The following is a 24,869-nucleotide window of genomic DNA, read 5'->3' on the forward strand; positions in this document are numbered from 1 at the left end:
TGGCGGTTGGGCCAGGCGCTTCGGTTCAGTCGTTCTTGTCGCCGATCAGGCGATAGGCCAGGGCGCCGAGTACCGCACCGAGAATCGGCGCGACCCAGAACAGCCACAGCTGGGAAACCGCCCAGTCGCCGACGTACAGGGCGACCGCGGTGCTGCGCGCCGGGTTCACCGAGGTGTTGGTGACCGGGATGCTGATCAGGTGGATCAGGGTCAGGGTCAGGCCGATGGCGATCGGCGCGAAGCCCTGCGGCGCGCGCTTGGAGGTGGCGCCGAGGATGATCAGCAGGAACATGCCGGTAAGTACCACTTCGCTGACCAGCGCGGCTTGCAACGAGTAGCCGCCCGGCGAGTGTTCGCCGTAGCCGTTGGAGGCGAAGCCGGCGGCCAGGTCGAAGCCGGCCTTGCCGCTGGCGATCAGGTACAGCACGCCGCCGGCGGCGAGGCCACCGAGGACCTGGGCGACGACATAGGGCAGCAGTTGGCTGGCCGGGAAGCGCCCGCCGACCCACAGGCCTACCGATACCGCGGGGTTCAGATGGGCGCCGGAGATCGGGCCGATGGCATAGGCCATGGTCAGCACGCTGAGGCCGAACGCCAGGGCCACGCCGAGGTAGCCGATTCCCAGTTCCGGTACGCCGGCAGCGAGTACTGCGCTGCCGCAGCCGCCCAATACCAGCCAGAAGGTGCCGAAGAACTCTGCTCCGTATTGCTTCATGATGAGGTCCTTTTCAGATCCAGGATGGGACGCGGATCGAGGCGTCCGGATAGCGGGAGGGGATGATTCGAACAAGGAAGGGGAGATGACACATCCGTGTGTCGAAGCCAGCCCTGGGGGGATTGGCTCGGTTGCCTGGGGCGATCGTCCGTTACCGACCCCTGACTGTGGTTCGAGTGGTCTCGTTCCACGGCCCGCCGGAGCGGGTTTACACATCCCTGTGTCGGAGCAATCCATTTGCTCCTTGGCCTACTCAGCGGTTGGAAATCTACCAAGCGCGATTTGTCTGCTGTGAGATTTGCCATATTTCTTCAGATTCTTCCGCGCTATTTCAGATTCGTCGCGTTCAAAACACCCAGCGCAACTCGTCACGCACGCTGACGGCGCCGGACAGGCCGACGTTCCACATCTCGGCCCTGGCGCGGGCCGGGCCGTCGAGGCCGAGCGGAGTAGCGAAGGACGGGCTGGCGGTGCCCTGGCTGAACGACGGGGCCTGGACCGGGCCGGCCGGATGGCTTACCGATTCCAGGCCGAGGACCAGGGCAAGGCAGGAAAACTTGCCGAGGGCCTGCAGGTTGATGTCACGCAAACGTTGGCTAACTGGCCGGAAACCCATGGCTACGACTCCTTGATAGGTCAGGCTGGCGCTGGCTCACGGGCTCTTCGTCCCGCTTAATGGCTATTTGGAATCAGGCTATCAAGGGCTGGTCGCGACCAGAGAGATTCGTCACAATTCTTCAGATTTGTACGTAATTCGCCGTTCCTGGAGCGAAAAAGGGGCGTTAGCCCGATTGAACAGGACCAGCTTTTATGCGTGTCGCGATACTGGACGACGAGTCGGCCGAACTGGACCGGGTCGAGCAGACCTTGCAGCAGATACCCGCGCAGGGCGAACAGGCCTGGACGGTGCACCGTTTCGCCCGTGGCGAGGACCTGCTCAAGCAGCTCAAGCGGGAAACCTTCGACCTGCTGATCCTCGACTGGCAGTTGCCGGACCTCAGCGGCCTGCAATTGCTGCGCTGGAGCCGCGAGCATCTGGATGCGCCGCCGCCGGCGATCATGCTGACCAGCCGTGACGCCGAACAGGACATCGTGCAAGCGTTGAACAGCGGCGCCGACGACTATGTCAGCAAGCCGTTCCGACCCAACGAACTGAAGGCGCGGGTAGCCGCCGTGCTGCGTCGCCACGGGGGAACGCGTCCCGCGCAGCATGAGGTGCAGACTTTCAACGACCTCAGCTTCGACGATGCCGAGCTGACCGTGACCCGGGCCGGCGCGCCGATCAGCCTGACCGAACGCGAATACCGCCTGGCCCGCTGCCTGTTCGCCAACCTGGGACGGCCGTTGTCGCGGGAATATCTCTACGAGCGCTTCTGGCCCCACGAGGAAGTGTTGTCCTCGCGGCCGCTGGATACCCACATCTATCGCCTGCGCAACAAGCTTGGCCTGACCGCCGAGCGCGGTTGGCAGTTGCTGACCATCTACGGCTACGGATATCGGTTGGAGAGCGTGGCGACGGTCGACTGAGCGGAGCGGGGTGGCGAGACCGACCTTGGCGGTCGGCGAGGGAGAATGAAAAAGCCCCGCGGCTGCGGGGCTTCTTTTCGGCGAGGCGCGCTTACTTCTGGAACGCGGCCACGGCCTTGGTGATCTCGGCGCGGGCGGCGTCGGCGTTGCCCCAGCCTTCGACCTTGACCCACTTGCCTTTCTCGAGATCCTTGTAGTTCTCGAAGAAGTGCTTGATCTGCTCCAGCAGCAGGGCCGGCAGGTCGGTGTATTCCTTCACGTCCTTGTACAGGACGCTCAGCTTGTCGTGCGGCACGGCGATCAGCTTGGCGTCGCCGCCTGCCTCGTCGGTCATGTGCAGGACGCCAACCGGGCGCGCGCGGATCACCGAACCGGGAGCGACCGGATAGGGGGTCACCACCAGCACGTCCAGCGGGTCGCCGTCGTCGGCCAGGGTGTTCGGGATGAAGCCGTAGTTGGCCGGGTAGAACATCGGGGTGGCCATGAAACGGTCGACGAACAGGCAGTCGGTGTCCTTGTCGATCTCGTACTTGATCGGCGCATGGTTGGCCGGAATCTCGATAGCGACGTAGATGTCGTTCGGCAGGTCCTTGCCGGCCGGGATCTTGCTGTAGCTCATGGGTGACTCCAGAGGTTTCTGGCCAAAAAAGAGGCCGCGATTATAGGCATATTCGGTTGTCGATGCCATGTACCGGCATTCAGCCGTTAGTCGTGTCGCCCGCCGCCTCGCGGTAGTCCGGATGCTCGGCCTGCAGGCGGCGCAGGCGTTGCAGTGGGTCCTGGCGGTAGAACAACTGGAGCTGCCGGTATACCGCCGGATAGGCCTCGTGGAGGAGATCCGGGGCGGTGAAGAAATACTCGCTGGTAACGGCGAAGAACTCCGCCGGATCTTCCGCCGCATAGGGATCGATGGCGGTCTGCGCGTCGGGGTCGCGGTCGAGCAGGGCGTTCATCTCGTCGTAGGCGGCCTGCATGGCGCTCGCCCAGTCGCCGATGCGCATGCCGGCGTGCAGCGGCGGCAGGCCGTTGGCGTCGCCGTTGAGCATGTCCAGCTTGTGCGCCAGTTCGTGGATCACCAGGTTGTAGGCATCCCAGCCACCCCCGCCGACGACGCCGGGCCAGGCCAGGACCACCGGCCCTTGCAGGGACGTCTCGCCGCTGCGTTCGTCGTCGAACTCATGGACTACGCCGCTGGCGTCGCGGTGTTTCTGCGGGCTGACGAAATCGTCGGGATACAGCACCAGTTCGTGGAAGCCCTGGTACCAGTTCAGCTCCGGCAGGTGCAACAGCGGCAGTTGCGCCTGCGCCGCCAGCAGCAGGCGGCCGAAGTCGTCGAGATCGACGCCGGCGAGTGCGGTCAGGTGCTTGTCGGCGAGAAACAGCACGGCCCGCTCGCGCAGGCGGCGGTCCTCGTCGGCGTCCAGGCCGTCGAGGATCGGCAGGTGCCGGCGTACCCGCTGCCAGAACTCTTCGGCCACCGGGTGGCGTGCCAGCAGGCGCCGGCGCCGCCAGGCGCGGAACGACCACATGCTCAGTCGCTCTGGGCCTTGGCCTGTTTGGCGGCGCTCGCCTGCAGGCGATGGCGAATGAAGCCGAGGATCATCGGCAGCAGCGACAGCAGGATGATGCCGATCACCAGCAGCGACAGGTTCTTCTTGATGAACGGCACGTTGCCGAAGAAGTAGCCCAGGGTCACCAGGCCGCCGACCCAGGCCACGGTGCCGACCACGCTGAACATGACGAAGCGCGGGTAGTGCATCTTCGCCATGCCGGCGACGAAGGGCGCGAAGGTCCGCACGATGGGCAGGAAGCGCGCCAGGGTCACGGTCTTGCCGCCGTGGCGTTCGTAGAACTCATGGGTGCGGTCGAGGTAGTCGCGGCGGAATACCTTCGAGTCGGGGTTGCTGAACAGCCGCTTGCCGAGGGTCCGGCCGATCACGTAGTTGGTGCTGTCGCCGGTGATCGCCGCGACCATCAGCAGCCCGCCGAGCAGCCATGGGTCCATGCCGCCGGTGGCGCAGATGGCGCCGGCGATGAACAGCAGCGAGTCGCCGGGGAGGAACGGAGTCACCACCAGGCCGGTTTCACAGAAGATCACCAGGAACAGGATGGCGTAGATCCAGACGCCATAGTTGCTGACCAGCATGGCCAGGTAGGTATCCAGGTGGAGAATCAGATCGATTGGGTTGAAGTCCATTGAGCAACCTGCGGAGACAACGCGTTGAGCGGCAGAGGGCCGCCATTATAGGGGGGCGTCCGGATGGGTGGGGGGCTGTTTGTCGCGATCCCGGCAAAACCACTGATTGCAGGATGTTTCGGTAATTTTTCCGAAATTGGTCGGCATAAAGTCTGCAAGAACAGGAGAAATTTCTAGCAGGGAAGGGCGTGCGATGACACTCCAGCCTTTTGCCCAGCCACCGCTCAGTCTCGCCCTGGGCGCCGGGCGCGACCTCCCGGGGCAGGCCGCGCGGGTTCGCGCCGAATGGCTCGCGCCTCGCCCCGGACGGGCTCCGGCGTTTCTCCTGGCGCTGCTCTGGGGACGCGGTTGCGCCAACGTGGTGCAGGCCATCGAAGGCCATCTCGACGCCCTGTTCGCCGACTACGCCTGTACCCCCGAGGGTTGGCCGGAAGCGCAGGCGGCGCGGCAGGTCCTGGCTTCGCTGAACATGCAGCTCTATCGCCGGCGCCGCGAAGGCGAGCCGGGCGTGCTCGAGCTGGCGGCGGGGTTGCTGCTGGTCCATGCCGGAGGCGTGCACTTTCTCCAGTGCGGCGCCGTCGGCCTGCTGCGTTATCGCCAGGGCAGCCTGCAGCGCCTGGGAGGGAGCGGCCAGCCGCTGGGTAGCAGCGCGGAGCTGGCGCTGGTCCAGCACAACCTGACCCAGGTGGCCGGCGAGCCCTTGTTGCTGGCGCCCCAGCCGCTGCTCGAAGTGGCCGACCTGCGCGCCCTCGGAGAGCGTTGTGCGGGGCTGGCCACGGGGCGTCTGGAGGGCGTGCTGCAGCCGTTGCTGCATGCGCCGGGGGCGGTGGCGCTGGTCTTGCCGGGGGCGCTCGAGGGCGCCCCGGCGGCGCCACGGCATACCGGCTGGCCAGCGCTGGGCGCGGCGTGCCCCGGCGACTGCGTGGATGGCTGGACCTTGCAGGCAGCTTGCGCGTTCGGCCCACCCGGGCGGCTATTTCGCGCCTGCGACGAGCAAGGACGCGAGGCGTTGCTGCTGCTCGCGGCGGTCGATGCCGACGAAGCGTTCTGGCAGCGCGAATGGGCATTGCGGCGCTGCCGTGCGGAGAGCCTGCCGCGAGTATTGTCGTCGCCCCGGTTGCGTCGTCATGCCTTCCAGTTGTTCGCTCCGCCGCGCTGGCCGATGCGCAGCCTGCTGGATTGGGCGCCAGCGCACCTGCCGCTGGAACCGCAATGCGCGCTGGTCCTCCTGGAGCAACTTATCGATGCGGTTCGCGCCTTGCAGCGGCGCGGCGTACAGGGCTTGTGGCTGGCGCCGCGGCAGATCCTGCTGGACGAGGGCGGGCGCCTGCTGTTCCTCCCCGAGGCGGCGGCGATCCTGCCGGGGGTGGCGCGCCAGGCGCTGCCTGCGGACAGCGTGCCGCTGGCGCCGGAGTTGCGTCGCGGCGAGGCGATCGATGGCCGGGCCGACCAGTTCGCCCTGGCGGCGCTGTTCTATTGGCTGCTCTGTGGTCGCTGGCCGTCGATCGCCTGCCCGGAGAGCGACGGCGGATGCCGCTACGAGCCCCTGGGCGAGCGTCAGGCGGACCTGCCGGTCGGCTGGGATGGGGTATTGGCGCGGGCCCTGGCGCCGCGTCCGGAGGCGCGCTTCGAAGCGTTGTCGGAATTCTGGCTGGCCTTGCAGAAGCCGCTAGCGCATCCCCAGCGGGTCTTCGCGCCACGCCGGTTGCAACGGGGCGTGCTGGCCCTGGTCCTGCTCCTGGCCGGGGCTGCGCTGCTGGTCGGCCTGGCCGGTTAACGGATCGACGGCCAGCGTGCGGGTCTGCCCGCTGCGTTCGAGGTGTGCTTCGGCGATCAGTTGTTCCAGCCGGCCGCTGCGACGCATCAGGCGCAGGTTGCGGTCGAGGCTGGCGGCAAGGGCGGCGCCGCGGGCGTGTCTTTTCGGCACCAGTACATAGAGCGGCTTGACCTCCAGCGGCGGTTCGATGAACACCAGGCGATCCTTCAGCGCCGGCACGTTGCGCGCCAGCAGGTGGTAGCCGGTGTAGCGATCGACCACGGCCAGGTCGATACGCCCGCGCAGGAGCTTCTCGAGGTTCTGCCAGTCGTTGGTCACCGCGTCCTTGGTCAGGCTGCGGTCGGCGTCGAAATCCTCCCGGTTGACGTAGCCGCGGACCACGCCGATGCGGTACGGACGCAGGCTTTCCAGATGCGCGGGATTGACCGGCAGCAGGCGCTCGCGCTGGCGGAAGAAGCCCAGTTGCGAGTCGAGCAGGGGGATGGTGGCGTGGAACAGTTCGCGCCGCTCGGGCGACAGGTAGGCCGGCATGAGAGCGTCGAAGCGCCCCTCGGCGGCTTCCTTCAGGGCACGTTGCCAGGGCAGGAACACCAGTTCGGCGCGGTGCCCGTCGAGGGCCAGGGCTTCGTCGAGGATGCGGCTGGCGAGGCCCTTGCCCGGCAGGTCGGGGCCGACGTAGGGCGCCCAGTCGAGGGTCGCCACGCGCAGGGTGTCGGCCTGCGCGCCGGCCGTGGCGAGGAGCAGGCCGAGCAGGACGCCGGGCCAGTGCCAGGTGCGCGAACCCATGGATGCCTCTGCTCTGAGCGATCGGTTGGGAGGTGCCGTGCCTTTGTCTTCAGCTTAGTTCGTCGCTGATCGGCAGGGTGTAGTTCTTGAACTCCTGGTCTTCGCGGAAGCCGATCGACTCGTAGACTTTCTGCGCTACCTCGTTGTCGACGCTGGTGGAGACACGCATGCGCACCGCATGAGTTTCCCGGGCCATCTGCTTGGCGTGTTGCAGCAGGTGGTCGGCGACCAGTTGCCGGCGTGCCTCCTCGGCGACGTAGATGTCGTTGAGGATCCAGACGCGCTTGAGCGACAGCGAGGAGAAGCTCGGATAGAGCTGGCAGAAACCGAGCAGCCGGTCTTCTTCGTCGGCCAGCGCCAGGTAGATCACCGATTCCTTGCGGCGCAGGCGTTTCTCGAGGAATTTCCGCGAGGACTCGGGGTAGGAGAGCATGCCGTAGAATTCGCGGTACTTGACGAACAGCGGCGCCAGCAGGTCGAGGTGTTCGAGGGTGGCTTGCACGATTCGCATGACGGGCCTCGCATTGCGGGAAGGGGCTGCCGGGACGATGCAGGCTGCATGCCAGCAACGCTTCGATGCTGCCCAATCTCCCTGGAAAGCGCAATCCAAGCGAACGTTTGAATCGGCCGAAGGAGGGGCGACGCGCGCCGGCCCATCCTTCGGCCGGGAGGCTCAGTCCCTCGCCAGGAGGAAGTTGCCGGTGCGCGGAGCCTCGCCGTCCAGCGCCTGGACTTCCGCCTCGTCCTTCAGGTTGACCCCGGAAAGCTGCCGCCGGCAGGCCTCGCGCATCAGGTAGAGCAGGCGGTGCGCGGCCATGCCGTAGCTGAGGCCTTCCAGGCGGACGTTGGAGATGCAGTTGCGATAGGCGTCGGTGAGGCCGACCCGCGGGGCCCAGGTGAAGTACAGGCCGAGGCTGTCCGGCGAGCTGAGGCCGGGACGCTCGCCGATCAGGATCACGCTCATCTTCGCCCGCAGCAATTCACCGATCTCGTCGGCCACCGCCACCCGTCCCTGTTCCACCAGGACCACCGGCGACAGCGACCAGCCTTCGGCCAGCGCCTGTTCCTCCAGGCGTTCGAGGAAGGGCAGGGTGTGACGCTGCACGGCCAGCGCGGAGAGGCCGTCGGCGACCACGATGGCCAGGTCGATCTGCCCGTCGTAGCCGGCGGCGTGTTCGCGCAGGCGTTGCACCGAGGCCTCGTCGAGGCGCCGGCCGAGGTCCGGGCGTTGCAGGTAGACGTGGCGGTCGGCGGCGGCGCTGTGCAGCAGCAGGCTGTCGCGGCCGCGCTGGCGCAGGCCGTCGCTGATGGCCGCATGGTCGAAGGGCAGGTGCACGGCGTCGCGCGCCTGGGCGTGGGCGTACTGGAAGTCCAGTTGCGGGCGGGTCGGCAGGCTGGTACCGGTGCGGCCCAGGGCGATCCGCGCGGGGGTCAGCTGGCGCAGCGGCAGCCAGGGGTTCTCGGCGCTGGCGTCGGGCAGGTACTTGTCGTTCATCGGCATCTCCTCAGGCCAGTTGCGCCAGGGCCTGGCGGAACGCCGGCGGTAACTCGTCACCGAAGCGGATGCGCCCGTCGGCCTGGGTGAAGATTCCCATCCGCTGCAACCAGTCCTCGAATTCCGGCGCCGGCTTCAGGCCCAGCGTCTGGCGCGCATAGAGGGCGTCGTGGAAGGAGGTGGTCTGGTAGTTGAGCATCACGTCGTCGGAGCCGGGAATGCCCATGATGAAGTTGATCCCGGCGACGCCCAGCAGGGTCAGGAGCATGTCCATGTCGTCCTGGTCGGCCTCGGCATGGTTGGTGTAGCAGATGTCGCAACCCATCGGCACGCCGAGCAGCTTGCCGCAGAAGTGGTCTTCCAGGCCGGCGCGGATGATCTGCTTGCCGTTGTACAGGTACTCGGGACCGATGAAGCCGACCACGGTGTTCACCAGGAACGGCTTGAAGTGACGAGCCACCGCATAGGCGCGGGTCTCGCAGGTCTGCTGGTCGACGCCGTGGTGGGCGTTGGCCGAGAGCGCACTGCCCTGGCCGGTCTCGAAGTACATCAGGTTGTTGCCTAGGGTGCCGCGCTTCTGGCTGAGCCCGGCCTCGTAGCCTTCCTGGAGGATCTTCAGGCTGATGCCGAAGCTGGCATTGGCCGCCTCGGTGCCGGCGATCGACTGGAACACCAGGTCCAGCGGCACGCCGCGGTTGATCGCCTCGATGGAGCTGGTGACGTGGGTCAGCACGCAGGCCTGGGTAGGAATCTCGTAGCGCTGGATGATCGCGTCGAGCATCTCCAGCAGGGCGCAGATCGAGGCCATGCTGTCGGTGGCAGGATTGATCCCGAGCATCGCGTCGCCATTGCCGAACAGCAGGCCGTCGAGGATGCTCGCGGCGATTCCGGCCGGGTCGTCGGTCGGGTGGTTCGGTTGCAGGCGGGTGGAGAGCCGGCCGCGAAGGCCGAGGGTGTTGCGGAAGCGGGTGACCACGCGGATCTTCTGCGCCACCAGGACCAGATCCTGGACACGCATGATCTTCGATACCGCCGCTGCCATTTCCGGCGTCAGGCCCGGAGCCAGGGCGCGCAGGCTGGCCTCGTCGGCGGCGTCGCCGAGCAGCCAGTCGCGGAAGCCGCCGACGGTGAGATGGGACACCGGGGCGAAGGCGTCGCGCTGGTGGGTGTCGATGATCAGGCGGGTGACCTCGTCGTCCTCGTAGGGAATCAGCGCCTCGTCGAGGAAGTGTTTGAGCGGGATGTCGGCCAGGGCCATCTGCGCGGCGACCCGCTCGCCGTCGTTGCTCGCCGCGACGCCGGCGAGGAAATCGCCGGAGCGCGCGGGGCTGGCCTTGGCCATCACGTCCTTGAGGCTGTCGAAGCGGTAGGTTTCGCCGCCGACGCTATGGGTGAAACGTGCCATGTGTGTCTCCAGTGCCCGGCCTCGCCATGCGGCGGGCCGGGCTTTGTCGTTGTCGCTCTCAGCGCAGGTCCTGTTCCGCCGCCTGGATCGCGGCGAACTCTTCTTCCGGGGTGCCGGACACCAGGTGATGCCGACTGTACAGGGCGAAGTAGCCGATCAGTACAGCGTAGATCGCCACCGCGCCGACCACGACCCGCGGGTCGACCAGGAAGCCGGCGACCACCGCGACGCAGGCCAGCGCCAGGGCTACGCCGGAGGTGAGGATGCCGCCAGGGGTGCGGTAGGGGCGCTGCATGTCCGGGCGGCGGATGCGCAGGGTGATGTGCGCGGCCATCATCAGCACGTAGGAGATGGTCGCGCCGAACACCGCGACCAGGATCAGCAGGTCGCCCTGGCCGGTCAGCGACAGGCCGAAGCCGATCACCCCCGGCACCACCAGGGCCAGTACCGGCGCCTTCTTGCGGTTGGTCAGCGAGAGGCTGCGCGGCAGGTAGCCGGCGCGGGAGAGGGCGAAGATCTGCCGCGAGTAGGCATAGATGATCGAGAAGAAGCTGGCGATCAGCCCGGCCAGGCCGACCAGGTTGACGAACTGGCTCATCCAGGTCGAACCCTTGTAGGCCGACTCCAGCGCTTCCACCAGGGGATTGCCCGAGCCCATCAGCTCCTTGGCTCCGGCGGCCCCGGGACCGACGACCAGAATCAGTGCGGCGAAGGCGAGAAGCACCAACATGGCGCCGATCAGTCCGCGCGGCAGGTCGCGCTTGGGGTTCTTGGTTTCCTCGGCGGCCAGCGGCACGCCTTCGACGGCGAGGAAGAACCAGATCGCGTAGGGGATCGCCGCCCAGACCCCGACATAGCCGAACGGCAGGAAGCTGCTGGCGCCGGTCGCCGCGGTCTGCGGGATGTTGAACAGGTTGGCCGAGTCGAAGTGCGGAACCATCGCGACAATGAACACGCCAAGGGCGATGGCCGCCACCGCGGTGATGACGAACATCAGCTTCAGCGCCTCGCCGGCGCCGAGGATGTGGATGCCGATGAATACGATGTAGAACACCAGGTAGATCAGCCAGCCGCCGACGCCGAACAGCGACTCGCAGTAGGCGCCGATGAAGCAGGCGATGGCCGCCGGGGCGATGGCGTATTCGATGAGGATCGCGGTGCCGGTGAGGAAGCCGCCCCAGGGCCCGAAGGCGCTGCGGGCGAAGCCGTAGCCGCCGCCGGCGGTAGGGATCATCGAAGACAGCTCGGCGAGCGAGAAGCACATGCACAGGTACATGGTGGCCATCAGCAGGGTGGCGAGGAACATCCCGCCCCAGCCGCCCTGGGCCAGGCCGAAGTTCCAGCCGGCGTAGTCGCCGGAGATCACGTAGGCGACGCCGAGCCCGACCAGCAGGACCCAGCCGGCGGCGCCTTTCTTCAGTTGACGGTGTTGGAAGTAGTCGGCGTCGACGCTTTCGAAGTCGACCCCGGAAGTTGCGGGCGCATGGCCGGTTTGTTCGAGGGACATGGGTTTTTCACCTCAATCTTGTTGTTATCGACCCCGGTTTTCCCGGTGGTGTGCTGTACGTGGTGAACGCAGGCAATAGCTATGCCAGCCGCTCTGCAATCGGCCTGGCGAGGAGGTGGAAGGGGCGCCGCCGTCAGCCTCGGCGGCGTGTTTCACGAGCCGGCGCGACCGCTCCGGGAAAGAGCGGTCGCGGCCGGTCCGGGGTCCTACTAGAAGAAGCCCAGCGGGTTGATGTCGTAGCTCACCAGCAGGTTCTTGGTCTGCTGGTAGTGGTCGAGCATCATCTTGTGCGTCTCGCGACCGACGCCGGACTTCTTGTAGCCGCCGAACGCGGCGTGGGCCGGGTACAGGTGGTAGCAGTTGGTCCACACGCGACCGGCCTTGATCCCGCGGCCCATGCGGTAGGCGCGGTTGATGTCGCGGGTCCAGAGGCCGGCGCCGAGGCCGTACTCGGTGTCGTTGGCGATGGCCAGGGCCTCGGCTTCGTCCTTGAAGGTGGTGACGCCGACCACCGGGCCGAAGATTTCCTCCTGGAACACGCGCATGCCGTTGTGCCCCTTGAGCAGGGTCGGCTGGATGTAGTAGCCGCTGGCCAGGTTGCCTTCGAGCTTCTCGACGCTGCCGCCGGCGAGCAGCTCGGCGCCTTCCTGCTGGGCGATGTCGAGGTAGGAGAGGATCTTCTCGTACTGCTGCTGGGAAGCCTGGGCGCCGACCATGGTCTCGGTGTCCAGCGGGTCGCCGCGCTTGATCGCCCTGACCTTTTTCAGCACCTCTTCCATGAATGCCGGGTAGATCGACTCCTGGACCAGCGCGCGGGACGGGCAGGTGCACACCTCGCCCTGGTTGAAGAAGGCCAGCACCAGGCCCTCGGCGGCCTTCTCGATGAACGCCGGCTCGGCCTGCATGATGTCTTCGAAATAGATGTTCGGGCTCTTGCCGCCCAGCTCGACGGTGGAGGGAATGATGTTCTCCGCCGCGCACTTGAGGATGTGCGAGCCGACCGGGGTGGAACCGGTGAAGGCGATCTTGGCGATGCGCTTGCTGGTGGCCAGGGCCTCGCCGGCCTCCCTGCCGAAGCCCTGGACGACGTTGAGCACGCCCGGCGGCAGCAGGTCGCCGATGAGTTCCAGCAGCACGCAGATGCCCAGCGGGGTCTGCTCGGCCGGCTTGAGCACCACGCAGTTGCCGGCGGCCAGCGCCGGGGCCAGCTTCCAGGCGGCCATCAGCAGCGGGAAGTTCCACGGGATGATCTGCCCAACCACGCCCAGCGGCTCATGGATGTGGTAGGCCACGGTGCTGTCGTTGATCTCGGCAGCGGAGCCTTCCTGGGCGCGGATGCAGCCGGCGAAGTAGCGGAAGTGGTCGGCGGCCAGGGGGATGTCGGCGTTGAGGGTCTCGCGCACGGCCTTGCCGTTGTCCCAGGTCTCGGTGACGGCGAGCAGTTCCAGGTTCTGCTCGATGCGGTCGGCGATCTTCAGCAGGATGTTCGAGCGCTCCTGCACCGAGGTGCGGCCCCAGGCGTCGGCGGCGGCGTGGGCGGCGTCGAGGGCCTTGTCGATGTCCTCGGCGGTGGAACGGGGGAACTCGGCGATCGGCTGGCCGTTCACCGGCGAGGTGTTGGTGAAGTGCTGGCCCTTGACCGGAGGCACGAACTCGCCGCCGATGTAGTTGCCGTAGCGGGCCTTGAAGGAAACGATGGCGCCTTCGCTACCGGGATGGGCGTAACGCATGATGGTATCTCCTGGCTCTTGTGCTTATTAGGGGAGGACGCGCTGTCGCGCTTGTCGTTAGCCTGGAGCAAGGGCCGGGCCAGAGTGGCGAAAGGCCCGGAGTAGAGCGTCCTGGAGGTTTCGCAGGGGAGCTTGCGAACGCTCCCTGTCACGCGGGCGGGACGCTCGTGAGTGACACTCTGTACCGTTTTCGGCGCAGCGCATGACTCATCGGTCAGTCCGTCGTTGCATTGCGCCCCGGCCTGTTGGATGCTGCACCGATAGCCGTCCGGAGAGTCGCGGACCGATCCACCGCGCCCAGGCAAGAGACGGCTCGTCCCTCGCGGAGAACCATAACAATGCCTGCCAGTTCCATGAGCCGCCACGCGCGGCAAGTGCTGACCGTCGCCCAGGGCAAGATCCCGCCGGGCGGCCCTGCGACCGATCCGTCCATCGCCCGCTCCTGGCTGCGCTGCCTGGAACAGCACCATCTCGATCCCGGCCAGCCGATGGCGCCGATGGTGCTGGAGCACGCGCGCATGCTCGAACGCCGCGAGCGCCTGCAACAGGTGCTGGAGATCGCCGATGGCGAGATGCACAGCCTCTACCAGCAGCTTTCCGGCAACGACCACGCGGTACTGCTCACCGATGCCCGCGGGGTGATCCTCAATTGCGTCAACGCCGACGCCCAGCGCCAGACCTTCGAACACGCCGGCCTCTGGCTCGGTGCCGACTGGAGCGAGCCCTGCGAAGGCACCAACGGCATCGGCACCTGCGTGGTTGAGCGGCAGGCCCTGACCATCCAGCAGGAAGAGCACTTCCGTAGCCGCCATACCGGCCTGACCTGCTCGGCGAGCCCGGTGTTCGATCCGCAGGGCGAGCTGATGGCGGTGCTCGACGTGTCTTCGGCGCGCCAGGAAGTCTCGCGGCAGAGCCAGTTCCACACCATGGCGCTGGTCAACCTGTCGGCGAAGATCATCGAGGGCTGCTATTTCCTCCGTCGCTTCGAGGGCTCCTGGCTACTGCGCTTCCATGTCCAGGGCGACTATGTCGGCCTGTTCAGCGAAGGGCTGCTGGCCTTCGAGGAAGACGGGCGGATCCGCGCGGTGAACCAGAGCGCGCTGAACCTGCTCGGTTGTCCGCGCCAGCGCCTGCTCGGCCAGCCGGTGGAGACCTTCTTCGATTGCCGTCTCGACGACCTGCTCGGACGCGCCTCGCCGCAACCCAGCGCCAGCTGGCCGCTGCGCACCCGCGAGGGACGGACCCTGTACGCCATGCTGCGCGGCGCGCCGCGGGCGATACCCCAGGCCCTGGCGGTGCCCACGGCAGCGAAGCCGGCGCCTGCCGCGCCCGGCCTGTGCCTGGGCGACGCCGAGCTGGCCGCCGATTTCCGCCGGGCGCTGAAGGTCTACGCGCGCGACGTGCCGTTGCTGCTCAACGGCGAGACCGGTTCCGGCAAGGAGGCCTTCGCCAAGGCCGTGCACCTGGCCGGCCCGCGCGCGGAACAGGCGTTCGTCGCGCTGAACTGCGCGGCGATCCCGGAAACCCTGATCGAGAGCGAACTGTTCGGTTATCGCGGCGGCAGCTTCACCGGCGCGCGCAAGGAGGGCATGCGCGGCAAGTTGCAGCAGGCTGACGGCGGCACCCTGTTCCTCGACGAGATCGGCGACATGCCACTGGCCTTGCAGACCCGCCTGCTGCGGGTGCTGGAAGAGCGCCGGGTGGTACCGCTGGGCGGCGAGCCGGAGGATGTCGACGTGCGCCTGATCAGCGCTACCCACCGCGACCTGGCCGGGCTGGTCGCCGATGGACGCTTCCGCGAGGATCTCTACTACCGCCTCAATGGCATGGTCGTGAGCCTGCCGCCGCTGCGCGAGCGCAGCGACCGCGAGGAGCTGCTGGACTACCTGCTGGCCGAGGAGGCCAGGGGCCAGCGCATCCAGCTCGACGGCGAGGTTCGCCAGGGCCTGCTGGCCTACCGCTGGCCGGGCAACGTCCGGCAGATGCGCACGGTGCTGCGGACCCTGGTGGCACTCTGCGAGGACGGCCGGGTCGGCCTGCGCGACCTGCCCGCGGATATCCGCCAGGCCCTGGCGGCGCTGCCGCCCGCCGCAGCGGCGCCCGCCCCGGCCGCGGGCAACAGCCTGGACGACGCCGAGCGAGCCGCGTTGCTGGCGGCGCTGGACGGCCAGCGCTGGCACGTGAGCCGGGTGGCCGAGCAACTGGGGATCAGCCGCAACACCCTGTATCGCAAGCTGCGCCGGCACGGCCTGGTGCGCGGCCAGGCCTGACGGGCGGGACGGCTCCAGGCGGGCCGCCGCGAGGCCGGCGGGAACCCCGCCGACGCCGCGTCGTCTGATGCCGCGACGCCGGGCGGCCGGCGCCTCCGCTGTGCTAATCTGCCGCCCATTCACAGCGCCTTCGACGGCTTGATCTGCAGGAGTCTGCATGCACATCCACGTACTCGGCATCTGCGGGACCTTCATGGGCTCGCTGGCCGTGCTGGCCAAGGAACTGGGCCACCGGGTGACCGGTTCCGACGCCAACGTCTACCCCCCCATGAGCACCCAGCTGCAAGCCCAGGGCATCGAGTTGATGCAGGGCTACGATCCGGCCCACCTGGAGCCGGCGCCGGACCTGGTAGTGATCGGCAACGCCCTGTCGCGCGGCAATCCGGCGGTGGAGCATGTCCTGAACAAGGGCCTGCCCTACGTTTCCGGCCCGCAGTGGCTGGCCGACCACGTGCTGCAAGGACGCTGGGTGCTGGCGGTGGCCGGTACCCACGGCAAGACCACCACCACCAGCATGCTCGCCTGGGTCCTGGAGCACGCCGGTATGAGCCCGGGCTTCCTGATCGGCGGGGTGCCGCAGAACTTCGGGGTTTCGGCGCGCCTGGGCGGTACGCCGTTCTTCGTGGTCGAGGCCGACGAGTACGACAGCGCCTTCTTCGACAAGCGCTCGAAGTTCGTCCATTACCGCCCGCGCACGGCGATCCTGAACAACCTGGAATTCGACCACGCGGATATCTTCCCCGACCTCGCGGCCATCGAGCGGCAGTTCCACCATCTGGTGCGCACCGTGCCGGGCGAGGGCCTGATCATTCGCCCGAGCGCCGAGAAAGCCCTGGAGCGCGTACTCGGGATGGGCTGCTGGACCCCGGTGCAGACCACCGGCGAAGGCGGCCAGTGGCAGGCGCGCCTGCTCGCCGAGGACGGCTCGCGCTTCGAGGTGCTGTTCGACGGCATCGTCCAGGGCGAGGTGGACTGGCCGCTGACCGGCCTGCACAACGTTGCCAACGCCCTCGCCAGCCTGGCGGCGGCGCGCCATGTCGGCGTGATGCCCAGCCAGGGCGCGGCGGCGCTCAGCGAGTTCCGCAACGTCAAGCGGCGCATGGAGAAGGTCGCGGAGGTCCGGGGCGTGACCCTCTACGACGACTTCGCCCACCATCCGACCGCCATCGCCACCACCCTCGACGGCCTGCGCAAGCAGGTTGGCGCCGATACCCAGGTGATCGCCATCGTCGAGCCGCGTTCCAACTCGATGAAGCTCGGCGCTCATCGCGACGGCCTGCCGGACAGCGTGCGCCAGGCCGACCAGGTGCTCTGGTACGCGCCGCCGAACCTGGGCTGGGACCTGGCCGCCACCGCCGCGCAATGCGCGATACCGTCGCAGGTCTGCGATACCCTGGAGGCGATCATCGAGCAGGTGCGCCAGCAGGCCAGGCCCGGCGCGCAAGTGGTGATCATGAGCAACGGCGGCTTCGGCGGCTTGCACGGCAAGCTGGCCGCGGCGCTGGCCGAGTGAGGGGCGCGATGAGCGGTCCGGAACGCATTACCCTGGCGATGACCGGCGCCTCCGGCGCCCAGTACGGCCTGCGCTTGCTCGATTGCCTGGTGCAGGAAGAGCGCGAGGTGCACTTCCTGATCTCCAAGGCCGCGCAACTGGTGATGGCCACCGAGACCGACGTGGCCTTGCCGGCCAAGCCGCAGGCGATGCAGGCCTTCCTCACCGAATATTGCGGTGCCGCCGCCGGACAGATCCGCGTGTTCGGCCAGAACGACTGGATGGCGCCGCCGGCCTCCGGCTCCAGCGCGCCCAATGCCATGGTGATCTGCCCGTGTTCCACCGGCACCCTGTCGGCGGTCGCCACGGGGGCCTGCAACAACCTCATCGAGCGCGCCGCCGATGTCGCCCTGAAGGAGCGCCGGCCGCTGGTGCTGGTGCCGCGCGAGGCGCCGTTCTCCAGTATCCACCTGGAAAACATGCTCAAGCTGTCCAACCTCGGCGCGGTGATCCTGCCGGCGGCGCCGGGCTTCTACCACCAGCCGCAATCGGTGGAGGACCTGGTGGACTTCGTCGTCGCGCGAATCCTCAACACCCTGGGGATTCCCCAGGACATGCTGCCGCGCTGGGGGGAACAGCACCTTGTCAGCGACGAGTAGGGTGCTGCTGCTGGTCCTGGCGGTGCAGATGGGCGGTTGCGCCACCGTGCGCACCCTGGATGCGGCCAAGCCAGGGGCGCCGGTGGTCTACGCCGGCACCCGGCTGGATTGGTACAGCCTGCACGGCGGCTGCTGCCCGATGGAACGCTTCGGCGCGGAGGCGCCGGCCCATCCGGGGCTCGACCTGCCGGGCAGCGCGCTGCTGGACACCCTGTTGCTGCCGTTCTCGCTGGCCACCGCCATCGGCCTCAACCTCGGCGTCAGCGGCGGCATGTAGGGCGAGACCCGCCCCAGGCTCATTTCCCCAGCTTGCGCAGTTCGTCGGACTCGACGAAGCGCACGCCCTTGCCTTCCTCCAGCGCCAGGCGCCAGAGCGCGCGGGCCAGGTCGCAGGCCTCGATGCCGTGGTACTTGCCGGGAAGGATGCGGGCGATCGGCGCAGCGAGGATCTCGGCCAGGCGGAATTCCTCGCGCGGGCCGAACAGCAGCGATGGCCGGGCGATGGTCAGTTGTGGCCAGCCCTGTTCCTGCAGGGCCTGCTCCAGTTCGCCCTTGACCCGGTTGTAGAAGATCGACGACTTGGCGTCGGCGCCCAGGGCGCTGACCACCAGGTAATGCCGGGCGCCCATCTCCAGCGCGCGCTTGCCCACCGCCAGCGGCAGGTCGAAATCGACCGCGCGGAAGGCCTCCTCCGAGCCGGCTTCCTTGATCGTGGTGCCGAGGCAGCAGAAGGCGGTATCGATGCTGCCGTCGAGTTGCGGCAGCAACTCGGCCAGCGGGCCGACCGGGTTGTCCAGCCGCGGATGCTCGGCCAGCGCCTTGCGGGCAGGGGCGATGACCTTGGCCAGGGTCGGCTCGCTCAATATCCGATCCAACAGGTGCTCGCCGGTAAGACCGGTCGCGCCGGCGAGCAGAACGCGCTTGGGCGTCGAGTGCATGTGTGTTTCTCCCCTTCCACACCAATGAGCGTAGTGCGCGGCGTATCTATTTGCCCGCCGCGCCCTCGCCGGTTTTTCCTTCCCGGAACGCGAGCGCGCGCTCGGCTTGCTGCCCCCGCAGCGTCCGCCAGTGCGCGAGCACGCGTTCCGGTAACCAGGCTTGCGGTTCCGAAGCTTCGAAACCTTCCTCCTTCTCCCTTTGACGCACTTCCTCTTTCGCCAGTTCGAACGCTTTGGACAGATCGTCGGTGCGGTTCAGCGCATTGGCCAGCAAGGCGCGGCCGAAATAGGTGAAGTCGGCGTCGTCGGAACAGCCGAACGAGACCCGGTCGGCACGCGCGGCGGTCAGGATCAGGGTACGTTCGTCTTTCAGCGGCGGGATGAAGCCCCCGCTGTAGCAGGCCGATACCACCAGCACCTTGTCGCGCTGGCGCAGCGGCGCGAGCAGTTCGGCCAGTTCCGCGGCCGGCAGGTCGCCGAGGTTCAGGCCGGGCATGTCCAGGGCCAACTGGTGGTCGCTGGAGCCGTGGCTGGTCAGGTAGATGAAGACCAGGTCTTCCGGCCCGCTGCGTTCGGCCAGGGTGCGCACGGCGCGGGACAGGCTTTCCCGGGTAGCCAGCGGGCGGTCGCCGAAGTGGTCGCGGTGGTTGACCAGGCGAATCACGCCACGAGCGGCGAAACGCTGGCCGAGCAGGTCACCGGCGTAATCGGCCTCGCGCAGGAACACGCCCTGGCGGCCATCGCCGCCCAGGCTCAGGGCATAGAGTTCGCTGGCCGGCGTCGAGGCCGGGATCTTGCGCAGTTCTTCGTCGAGCAGGCGACCCTGGGCCAACAGGCCGATTTCCAGAGTGTCGGGCAGGGCCTTGCCGGCGGCGTCGCGGATGCGCTTGCCGTCGGCCCAGAGTCCCTGCTCACGGCTGCCGTCGGCGCGGTCCAGGGTGCCTTGGCCGGCATAGGCGCCGGCGGCGAAGCCGCCTTCGTAGCGGGTGCCGTCCAGTTGTTCGAGCAGGCCCTGGCCATGGAAGCGCCAGAACTGGAAACCGCCGCGGTAGCGGCTGCCGTCGGCGCCGAGAAGCTCGCCGGGGCCGTTCAGCGCGCCTTCGCTGAAGCGGCCGATCCAGACATCGCCGCTGGCGCTTTCGTAGCGCCCCTGGCCATGGAACTGGTTGTCCTTGAACTGGCCGACGTAGCGGTCGCCATCGGGCCCGCTCCAGCGCCCCTTGCCGTTCAGTTGCCCGTCGCGGAAGGTACCGGCGTACTGGTTGCCCTGGCTGTCGCTGAAGCTGCCTTCGCCTTCCAGGCGGCCCTGGCGGAAGCTGCCCTGGTAGCGGCTGCCATCGCTGCCGTCCAGCGTGCCCTGGCCGCTGTACAGGCCCTTGCGGAAACCGCCGCGGTAGCGAGTGCCCTGTTGTTCCAGGCTGCCTTCGCCATCGAACAGGCCCTGGCGGAAACCGCCCTGGTAGACGCTGCCATCGGCCATCGCCAGGCGTCCCTGACCGTCGAACAGGCCGGCCGCGAAGCCACCGCTGTAGCGGCTGCCGTCGGCGCCCTGCCAGGTGCCATGGCCGTGCAGCAGGCCATGCTCGAAGCGGCCGGCGTACCAGGCGCCGTTGTCGTAGTCCAGCCGGCCCTGGCCTTCCAGGCGCCCGTCCACCAGCTCGCCGCGATAGCGCGCGCCGTCAGGCAGGCGCGCATCGGCCGGGAGCAGCGGTTCGCCCTCGCCACAGGCGGCGAGCAGGATGACCAGGACGGAGCAGAGCGAGAGAGACCTGGCGGGGCGAAGCATGCGGCGTTCCCGATGAGTGGTTCGGTCCGAGGGTGGAGGGGAGACAGTGTGGCGGAAAAATCGTTGCCTGGCAGTAGGGTATTTCCCTGCCGGCCCAGAGCGCCCCCGCGAGCGGGGGCTTTTGGAAGGGGGGAGAGGGGCGCGAAGGCGCCTGGCCGTCAAGCGAACGGCAGCGCTCGCTGGGGCGGGCTCAGACGAAGCAGAGGCTGAGGGTCTCGGCGATGTAGGCGGGTTTCTCCTGGCCTTCGATCTCCAGGGTGGCGCGCGCCTTGATCAGCCACTGGCCGGGATTCTTCTCGTTGACGTCGAGCAGAGTCAGGCCCAGGCGGACCCGCGAGCCGACCCGCACCGGCTGGATGAAGCGCACCGTATCGAGGCCGTAGTTGACCGCCATCTTCAGTCCTTCGGGAAGCACCAGCAGGCCTTCCATCAGCTTCGGGATCAGCGACAGGGACAGGAAACCGTGGGCGATGGTGCCGCCGAAGGGCGTCTTCGCCGCCTTCTCCGGATCGACGTGGATGAACTGGTGGTCGCCGGTGCATTCGGCGAACTGGTCGACCCGCTCCTGGTCGATGGTGAGCCATTCGGAATGGCCGAGATCCTTGCCGACATAGTCCTTGAGCGCTGCTACGGGTACGAATGGCATAAGTCCTCCGGGAGGATGGCTGTTGTTCTCATGGTGCAGGAAGATCAGCACGCGTTGGCGACCGGGTCAAGAAACCATCGGCCTGGCGAATATCGCGTCATGCGGTGCCGCGACTGCGACTGATGGATAGGCGAGGAGCGTGCCAATGTCCCGGCGGGCTGGGCATAATGGTCGGCCCTTGCTGGAGGTGCCCATGTTGCTTCGTGGTCTGACCTGGCTGGTGCTGTTCCAGTTGCTCGGCACAGGTCTGAACGTTCTGTTGTTGCCCATGCTGCCCGGTCCGATCATCGGCCTGGTGCTGCTGTTCGGTTATTTCCTGGCGCGTGGCGAGGTCGGCAAGCCGGTCAACGAGGCGGCCGGCTCGTTGCTGCGCTACCTGCCGCTGCTGCTGGTGCCGGCGGCGGTCGGGGTGATGGCCTATGCGCGGGAGATCGCCGCCGACTTCTGGGCCATCGTCGGCGCGCTGGTATTGTCGCTGGTGCTGTCGTTCCTGTTCGCCGGCTGGATGATGCAGAAGCTCATCGATCGCCAGCAACGTCGCCGGGAGGAGACCTGATGGCCTGGCAGGCCGCCCTCGAGGCGGTGATCCACCATCCGCTGTTCGGCGTCGGCGTGACCCTGGGCGCCTACCAGTTGGCCCTGGCCGCCTATGAACGGACCCGCTGGGTGTTCCTGCAGCCGGTGCTGGTGTCGATGCTGGTGGTGATCGGCGTACTGCTGCTTTGCGGCATCGACTACGACGAATACAGTGCCAGCGCCAAGGTCCTGACCATTCTCCTCGGCCCCGCCACGGTGGCCCTGGCGGTGCCGCTGTTCCTCAACCTGCGGCGTATCCGCCAATTGTTCTGGCCGACCCTGCTGACCCTGGTGGTCGCCGGTACGCTGGCGACGGTGCTGGGCATCGCATTCGGCTGGTTGTTCGGTGCCGAGCCGCGGATGCTGATGAGCATGGCGCCGAAGTCGGTGACCTCGCCGATCGCCATGCTGGTGGCCAGCCAGATCGGCGGCGTGGCGGCGCTGGCCGCCGTGTTCGTACTGATCACCGGGGTACTCGGGGCGATCCTCGGGCCGGAGCTGCTGCGCGCCATCGGCGTCCGGCACCCCGCCGCGCAGGGCATGGCGCTGGGCATGACGGCCCACGCGGTAGGCACTTCGCGGGCCTTGCAGGAAGGCGAGGAGTGCGGCGCCTTCGCCGCCCTGGCGATGAGCCTGATGGGCGTTGCCACCGCAGTGCTGCTACCGTTGGCGGTAGCGCTGGTTGCCTGACGATGCCCGAGGAGTCGCGATGAAGTTGCCGTTGTTTCCCCTCAACGCCGTGCTGTTCCCCGGTTGCCGCCTGGACCTGCAGATCTTCGAGGCGCGCTACCTGGACATGATCAGCCGCTGCATGAAGCAGGGCACCGGTTTCGGCGTGGTGACCATCGGCGAAGGGCGGGAGGTCGGCGAAGCGCCGAGCCGCCTGGCGATGGTCGGCTGCGAGGCCTCGGTCCGCGACTGGCAGCAGCGCCCGAACGGCCTGCTGGGCATCCGCGTGGAGGGCGGTCGGCGTTTCCAGGTGCTGTCGGTGGAGGTCCAGGCCGACCAGCTCAGCGTCGGCGAGATCGAGTGGTTCGAAGACCTGCCGGAGCAACCCCTGACCTACGAACACAACGATCTCGCCGCGTTGCTCAGCGTGCTGGCCGAGCATCCGATGGTGGCCGCGCTGGAGATGGGCGGCGAGCCCGGCGGCCAGCAGGACCTGGCCAACCAGTTGGCCTACCTGCTGCCGTTCGATACCGAACGCAAGCTCGAACTGCTCGCCCTGCCCGACGCGCAGATGCAACTGGCGCGGATCCAGGTGCTGCTGGAGCACCTGCAGGGCGAGTTGGGTATCGACTGAGCGCCAACCCTCACAGCGGCCGGTAGCGCGCAATGGCTTCCGGCAGGGCCCAGCCGGCGGCGATCGCCAGGGTCGCCACGCAGACCGGCAACAGCAGCCACCAGACCCGTTGCGGCAGCGCCGGCAGCGACTCGCGGCGCTGGCTCAGCCACAGGCTGGCGGCGCAGACCGTAGTGGCGAGCAGGGCGCCGGCGACGATGTCCGACGGCCAGTGCACGCCAAGGTAGACCCGCGACAGGGCGATGCTCAGCGACGGGATCACCGCCAGCAGTACCCAGGTCAGGCGCCAGCGCGGCGGTTGCTGGCGGCTGGCGAGGACGCCCAGGGTGAGGAAGAAGGCGAAGGACGCCGAGCTGTGTCCGCTGGGGAAGCTGAAGCTGCTCAGCGGTTCGGCCAGCACTTCCGGGCGGGCGCGGGCGAACAGGGTCTTCAGGGTCTGGTTGGCCAGCGCGGTACCCACCAGGGTGCCGATGGCGAAGATGGCCGGACGCCATTGCCGGGTCAGCAGGAGGATACCGCCGAGCAGCGCACCGGCGATGAACTGGGTGCGGAAATCGCCGAGCCGGGTGACCACCACCATCACCGGGTTCAGGTCGGCGTTGCGATGCTCCTGGACCAGCGTCATCAGGCCCTGGTCGAGGTCCTGGAGGTACGGCCAGGCGACGGTCATCGCCAGCAGCAGGACCAGGCTCAGCGCGGCCGCCACAGCGGTTGCCCAGCGTTTGCGCCGCAGGCTGGCCTGGACTACCACGCCGACCAGCACCGCCAGGCAGGCCGCGACGATCCCGGCTTCGCTCCAGAAGCCTTCCGGCAACGGCAGGCGCAGGGCTGCGCCGGTGGCCCAGCCGGGCAACAGGTAGGCGACCGCCCAGCCGGCGGCGGCGATCAGCGAAACGCCGAGAAAACGGCCGAACGGCATGTCGAGCATGCCGGCGACCATCGGCAGCATCGGTCGCAGGGCGCCGATGAAGCGGCCGACCAGCAGGCTGGCGATACCGTAGCGTTCGAAGTACACCTCGGCGGCGGTGATCCACTGCGGATGGCTGCGCAGGCCGGGCAGGCGGCGGATGTTCTGGTGGAAGCGGCGGCCGATCCAGTACGAGCTGAGGTCGCCCAGCACCCCGCCGGCGTAGGCCAGCAGCAGGGTTTCGCCGAGGCCGAGGGCGCCGCTGCCGGCGATCACCGCGACGCCGAACAGCAGCACCACGCCGGGGAGGACGATACCGACGATGGCCGCGCATTCGAGGAAGGCGATGAGGAAGATGGCCAGCCCCAGCCACTCGGGGTTGGCGGCCATCCAGGCGTTGAAGCTGTCGAGACTCATTGCAGGTGCGGGTCCTGATGTCCGAGTAGATGATAGTCGCGCCCGGCGACCTGGCCGCGGCGCAGTGGGTTGCGGGTGCAGAAGGCGGCGAAGGTGGCATCGACGAAACGGTACGGCAGGTGTTCGTCGCGCCCCTTCGGAATGCCCAGCCGAGCGGCCTGGATCACCTGGCTGGGGCGCTCGCCGACATCGTCGACGAACAGTCGCTGCGGGTCGAAGCGCTGTGCGTCCCACTCCGGCACCTTCAGCCCCATGGCCTTGCACAGCAGGGTCTGGCCGGCGCACAGGCGGCCGATCTCGCGGGGCCGGCCCTGGCTGTCCGGGTTCAGGCTCTGCATCCGCTCCAGCGCCGTGTGGTCGCTGATGCGATCCAGCCAGGGATGGCCGGACTTGATCAGCACCGCATTGCCCGGCCCGCCGGCGCTGAAGTTCAGCGAGTCGCCGCCGCGCGCGTAATACATATAGATGTGCCCGCCGTCGAGGAACAGTGCCTTGCGCTTCTCGGTGTAGCCGAGCGAGGCATGGCTGCCTTTCTCCTCCAGGTAGTAGGCCTCGGTCTCGATGATTCGCGCCGCCAGCCAGAGATTGCCCTGGCGATGGCGGATCACCTTGCCCAGCAACTCGCGGGCGACCAGCAACGCATCGCGGTCGAAGAAGGTGTCGGGGAGCGGCCGGGCGTCGGGCCAGGGCAAACTAAGGATGGGATCGCGGGACATGGGATTGTCGCTGGGACCAT

Annotated in this window: 25 protein-coding genes; 9 read left to right on the plus strand and 16 right to left on the minus strand. The window is 67.9% G+C overall.

Annotation, left to right across the window (positions count from 1 at the left end):
- Positions 1 to 25: 25 nt before the first annotated feature.
- Positions 26 to 715, minus strand: a complete 690-nt coding sequence (gene aqpZ / locus ACI766_RS04580; RefSeq protein ID WP_003102790.1) for an aquaporin Z — start codon at positions 713 to 715, stop codon at positions 26 to 28.
- Between the two features lie 346 nt (positions 716 to 1,061).
- Positions 1,062 to 1,331, minus strand: coding sequence for a mucoid induction factor MucE (gene mucE / locus ACI766_RS04585; protein WP_003093256.1), 270 nt, complete (start codon positions 1,329 to 1,331; stop codon positions 1,062 to 1,064).
- Positions 1,332 to 1,525: 194 nt separating this feature from the next.
- Between mucE and ACI766_RS04590 the strand changes: the two genes are divergently transcribed.
- Complete coding sequence (locus ACI766_RS04590; RefSeq protein ID WP_003093250.1) at positions 1,526 to 2,242, plus strand: response regulator transcription factor; 717 nt, start codon at positions 1,526 to 1,528, stop codon at positions 2,240 to 2,242.
- A gap of 91 nt (positions 2,243 to 2,333) precedes the next feature.
- Here the strand turns inward: ACI766_RS04590 and ppa are convergent, their stop codons facing one another.
- From ppa to ACI766_RS04605, 3 genes are all read right to left on the minus strand, one after another.
- Positions 2,334 to 2,861 carry an inorganic diphosphatase gene (ppa, locus tag ACI766_RS04595; protein WP_003093248.1) on the minus strand — a complete coding sequence of 176 codons (528 nt, stop codon included), beginning with the start codon at positions 2,859 to 2,861 and terminating at the stop codon, positions 2,334 to 2,336.
- 79 nt (positions 2,862 to 2,940) lie between these two features.
- Complete coding sequence (locus ACI766_RS04600) at positions 2,941 to 3,771, minus strand: zinc-dependent peptidase (protein WP_003102787.1); 831 nt, start codon at positions 3,769 to 3,771, stop codon at positions 2,941 to 2,943.
- A gap of 2 nt (positions 3,772 to 3,773) precedes the next feature.
- Positions 3,774 to 4,439, minus strand: a complete 666-nt coding sequence (locus tag ACI766_RS04605; protein ID WP_003093241.1) for a DedA family protein — start codon at positions 4,437 to 4,439, stop codon at positions 3,774 to 3,776.
- A 193-nt stretch (positions 4,440 to 4,632) separates the two neighbouring features.
- Between ACI766_RS04605 and ACI766_RS04610 the strand changes: the two genes are divergently transcribed.
- Entirely contained in the window at positions 4,633 to 6,216 is a 1,584-nt protein-coding gene (locus tag ACI766_RS04610) for a protein kinase (protein WP_023104645.1), read from the plus strand.
- Here ACI766_RS04610 and ACI766_RS04615 read toward each other — a convergent pair.
- From ACI766_RS04615 to ACI766_RS04640, 6 genes are all read right to left on the minus strand, one after another.
- Positions 6,109 to 7,002 carry a substrate-binding periplasmic protein gene (locus ACI766_RS04615; RefSeq protein ID WP_003102782.1) on the minus strand — a complete coding sequence of 298 codons (894 nt, stop codon included), beginning with the start codon at positions 7,000 to 7,002 and terminating at the stop codon, positions 6,109 to 6,111. The two genes, ACI766_RS04610 and ACI766_RS04615, sit on opposite strands and share 108 nt — an antisense overlap.
- A 49-nt stretch (positions 7,003 to 7,051) precedes the next feature.
- Complete coding sequence (locus ACI766_RS04620; protein ID WP_003093235.1) at positions 7,052 to 7,513, minus strand: GNAT family N-acetyltransferase; 462 nt, start codon at positions 7,511 to 7,513, stop codon at positions 7,052 to 7,054.
- A 162-nt stretch (positions 7,514 to 7,675) separates the two neighbouring features.
- Complete coding sequence (gene eutC, locus ACI766_RS04625) at positions 7,676 to 8,497, minus strand: ethanolamine ammonia-lyase subunit EutC (RefSeq protein ID WP_087824006.1); 822 nt, start codon at positions 8,495 to 8,497, stop codon at positions 7,676 to 7,678.
- 10 nt (positions 8,498 to 8,507) lie between these two features.
- Complete coding sequence (locus ACI766_RS04630; protein ID WP_003093232.1) at positions 8,508 to 9,902, minus strand: ethanolamine ammonia-lyase subunit EutB; 1,395 nt, start codon at positions 9,900 to 9,902, stop codon at positions 8,508 to 8,510.
- Positions 9,903 to 9,960: 58 nt separating this feature from the next.
- A complete protein-coding gene (gene eat, locus ACI766_RS04635; RefSeq protein ID WP_003093230.1) occupies positions 9,961 to 11,409 on the minus strand; it encodes an ethanolamine permease in 1,449 nt (482 codons plus the stop codon).
- A gap of 209 nt (positions 11,410 to 11,618) precedes the next feature.
- The gene (locus ACI766_RS04640) at positions 11,619 to 13,139 is read right to left on the minus strand and encodes an aldehyde dehydrogenase family protein (RefSeq protein WP_058132792.1); all 1,521 of its coding nucleotides are present in this window, start codon (positions 13,137 to 13,139) and stop codon (positions 11,619 to 11,621) included.
- 338 nt (positions 13,140 to 13,477) lie between these two features.
- Between ACI766_RS04640 and eatR the strand changes: the two genes are divergently transcribed.
- The 4 genes from eatR (at position 13,478) to ACI766_RS04660 (ending at position 17,837) form a co-directional block, all read left to right on the plus strand.
- Positions 13,478 to 15,409, plus strand: a complete 1,932-nt coding sequence (gene eatR / locus ACI766_RS04645) for a sigma-54-dependent transcriptional regulator EatR (protein WP_003119186.1) — start codon at positions 13,478 to 13,480, stop codon at positions 15,407 to 15,409.
- A 157-nt stretch (positions 15,410 to 15,566) separates the two neighbouring features.
- The gene (gene mpl / locus ACI766_RS04650; RefSeq protein WP_003093229.1) at positions 15,567 to 16,922 is read left to right on the plus strand and encodes a UDP-N-acetylmuramate:L-alanyl-gamma-D-glutamyl-meso-diaminopimelate ligase; all 1,356 of its coding nucleotides are present in this window, start codon (positions 15,567 to 15,569) and stop codon (positions 16,920 to 16,922) included.
- An 8-nt stretch (positions 16,923 to 16,930) separates the two neighbouring features.
- Positions 16,931 to 17,560 (plus strand): flavin prenyltransferase UbiX, encoded by a 630-nt coding sequence (ubiX, locus tag ACI766_RS04655; protein ID WP_003093227.1) that lies wholly within the window; start codon positions 16,931 to 16,933, stop codon positions 17,558 to 17,560.
- Positions 17,561 to 17,588: 28 nt separating this feature from the next.
- Positions 17,589 to 17,837 carry a YceK/YidQ family lipoprotein gene (locus ACI766_RS04660; RefSeq protein ID WP_042159398.1) on the plus strand — a complete coding sequence of 83 codons (249 nt, stop codon included), beginning with the start codon at positions 17,589 to 17,591 and terminating at the stop codon, positions 17,835 to 17,837.
- Between the two features lie 19 nt (positions 17,838 to 17,856).
- Here ACI766_RS04660 and ACI766_RS04665 read toward each other — a convergent pair whose 3' ends face one another.
- From ACI766_RS04665 to ACI766_RS04675, 3 genes are all read right to left on the minus strand, one after another.
- Positions 17,857 to 18,498 (minus strand): oxidoreductase, encoded by a 642-nt coding sequence (locus tag ACI766_RS04665; protein ID WP_003100290.1) that lies wholly within the window; start codon positions 18,496 to 18,498, stop codon positions 17,857 to 17,859.
- Between the two features lie 46 nt (positions 18,499 to 18,544).
- Positions 18,545 to 20,284 (minus strand): C13 family peptidase, encoded by a 1,740-nt coding sequence (locus ACI766_RS04670; RefSeq protein WP_010793417.1) that lies wholly within the window; start codon positions 20,282 to 20,284, stop codon positions 18,545 to 18,547.
- A gap of 190 nt (positions 20,285 to 20,474) precedes the next feature.
- On the minus strand, positions 20,475 to 20,930 hold the full coding sequence (locus ACI766_RS04675; protein ID WP_003093220.1) for a MaoC family dehydratase: 456 nt from the start codon (positions 20,928 to 20,930) through the stop codon (positions 20,475 to 20,477).
- A gap of 193 nt (positions 20,931 to 21,123) precedes the next feature.
- On the opposite strand from ACI766_RS04675, the gene ACI766_RS04680 reads away from it, so the two are divergent.
- From ACI766_RS04680 to ACI766_RS04690, 3 genes are read left to right on the plus strand one after another with little or no spacing between them, the layout of a single operon-like run.
- Positions 21,124 to 21,486 (plus strand): CidA/LrgA family protein, encoded by a 363-nt coding sequence (locus tag ACI766_RS04680; protein WP_003118250.1) that lies wholly within the window; start codon positions 21,124 to 21,126, stop codon positions 21,484 to 21,486.
- Positions 21,486 to 22,196 (plus strand): LrgB family protein, encoded by a 711-nt coding sequence (locus ACI766_RS04685; protein ID WP_003093214.1) that lies wholly within the window; start codon positions 21,486 to 21,488, stop codon positions 22,194 to 22,196. The genes ACI766_RS04680 and ACI766_RS04685 overlap by 1 nt, the downstream gene beginning before the upstream one ends.
- 19 nt (positions 22,197 to 22,215) lie before the next feature.
- Positions 22,216 to 22,809, plus strand: coding sequence for an LON peptidase substrate-binding domain-containing protein (locus tag ACI766_RS04690; protein ID WP_003093212.1), 594 nt, complete (start codon positions 22,216 to 22,218; stop codon positions 22,807 to 22,809).
- A gap of 10 nt (positions 22,810 to 22,819) precedes the next feature.
- On the opposite strand, the gene ACI766_RS04695 is transcribed toward ACI766_RS04690, so the two are convergent.
- Both ACI766_RS04695 and ACI766_RS04700 read right to left on the minus strand, forming a co-directional pair.
- A complete protein-coding gene (locus tag ACI766_RS04695; RefSeq protein WP_003100297.1) occupies positions 22,820 to 24,133 on the minus strand; it encodes a bifunctional DedA family/phosphatase PAP2 family protein in 1,314 nt (437 codons plus the stop codon).
- On the minus strand, positions 24,130 to 24,849 hold the full coding sequence (locus ACI766_RS04700) for a DNA-3-methyladenine glycosylase (RefSeq protein WP_003100299.1): 720 nt from the start codon (positions 24,847 to 24,849) through the stop codon (positions 24,130 to 24,132). Before ACI766_RS04700 ends, ACI766_RS04695 begins: the two co-directional genes overlap by 4 nt.
- Between the last annotated feature and the right edge of the window lie 20 nt (positions 24,850 to 24,869).

Origin of the sequence: Pseudomonas sp. DL, from assembly GCF_047199225.1 — a bacterium.
Taxonomy (GTDB): Bacteria; Pseudomonadota; Gammaproteobacteria; order Pseudomonadales; family Pseudomonadaceae; genus Pseudomonas; species Pseudomonas aeruginosa.